The following is a 1607-nucleotide window of genomic DNA, read 5'->3' as shown; positions in this document are numbered from 1 at the left end:
ATATATAAATTGTTAATGCCTTAGTCTCTTTCATCATATTATAATATGATTAATCACTGATTTTAAGTTTTAGATTAAACATTTATTAATTTTTATGTAGTTTATTTAGTTCTTCCTAAAAATCAATATTATCACAGTATGTGCTATTTTTGCATTTCTCAACAAGTAAAATAATGACTTCTTTTTCATTGATTTACATTACTTTATATTCACTTTTAGAATATTTAAATTAGGAAGCTACCTAGTTATTCTCTAGCAAATTCACATAAAGTCATGTAAAATCGATATATACTAAGAATCGTGATATTACAGTTTTTAAGGAGTTTTTTATGAAATATTCATCCCGTCAACAGCCTTCAAAACATTGGCTACGAAAAATCGACTGGGTACTCATAGCATTATTGACTATCTTAGCAATCATAAGTGTTATAACGATTAGTTCAGCTATGGGTGGCGGCCAATATAGTGCCAATTTTAGTATTCGCCAAATTATTTACTACATATTAGGTGCTATAATCGCTTTACTAATTATGTTGTTTTCACCTAAAAAAATTAAAAACAACACATACATATTATATATCTTTTTATGTATTTTACTCGTAGGATTATTAATCCTTCCTGAAACATCTTTTACGCCAATTATTAATGGCGCTAAAAGTTGGTATTCATTTGGCCCTGTAAGTATTCAACCATCGGAGTTTATGAAAGTGATATTAATACTTGCACTTGCTAAAACTGTCGCAAATCATAACCGTTTTACTTTTAATAAGTCATTTCAAACGGATTTGATGTTATTCCTAAAAATTATTGGTGTCTCTATCATACCTATGGCATTAATTCTATTACAAAATGACCTAGGTACTACATTAGTAATTTGTGCCATTATCTTAGGGGTTATGTTAGTAAGTGGTATCACTTGGCGCTTGCTTGCTCCAATACTTATCGCTGCAGCAGTGATTGGCGGTAGCATTATTTTAGCTATTATTTATAAGCCTAATTTAATTGAAAGTTTACTTGGCGTTAAAATGTATCAAATGGGTCGTATTAATTCATGGTTAGATCCATATTCTTACAGTAACGGAGACGGTTATCACTTAACAGAATCATTAAAAGCAATTGGCTCTGGACAGTTATTTGGTAAAGGTTATAACCACGGTGAGGTCTATATACCAGAGAACCATACAGATTTTATTTTCTCTGTCATCGGAGAAGAAATGGGATTCCTTGGCGCAGTAGTCTTATTGCTCATCTTCTTAGCTTTAATCTTCCATCTTATAAGACTTGCTACCAAGGTAGAATCACCATTCAGTAAAATTTTTATTGTGGGCTATATCTCATTACTTGTCTTCCATATTTTGCAAAATATTGGTATGACAATTCAACTCTTACCGATTACAGGTATCCCGCTTCCATTTGTAAGTTATGGTGGTAGTGCGTTATGGAGCTTAATAGTAGGTATAGGCATTATACTTTCTATTCGTTACCATCAACGTCAGACCATGCCTAATAAATAATAAAAAAAGGCTCTACGTCAAATCGGACTGATGAGTCCTAATATTGAGATTAAGCAACCTTAGGTTGTTTAATCTCTTTTTTTGTTGTTGAGG

Annotated in this window: 1 protein-coding gene; it reads left to right on the top strand. The window is 31.6% G+C overall.

Annotation, left to right across the window (positions count from 1 at the left end):
* Nucleotides 1-329: 329 nt before the first annotated feature.
* On the top strand, nucleotides 330-1514 hold the full coding sequence (locus CD128_RS09505; protein ID WP_103329687.1) for an FtsW/RodA/SpoVE family cell cycle protein: 1185 nt from the start codon (nucleotides 330-332) through the stop codon (nucleotides 1512-1514).
* The last annotated feature ends 93 nt before the right edge of the window (nucleotides 1515-1607 follow it).

It is taken from the genome of Staphylococcus croceilyticus (genome assembly GCF_002902575.1).
Taxonomy (GTDB): Bacteria; Bacillota; Bacilli; order Staphylococcales; family Staphylococcaceae; genus Staphylococcus; species Staphylococcus croceilyticus.
This window is presented reverse-complemented; position numbering and strand designations above follow the sequence as displayed.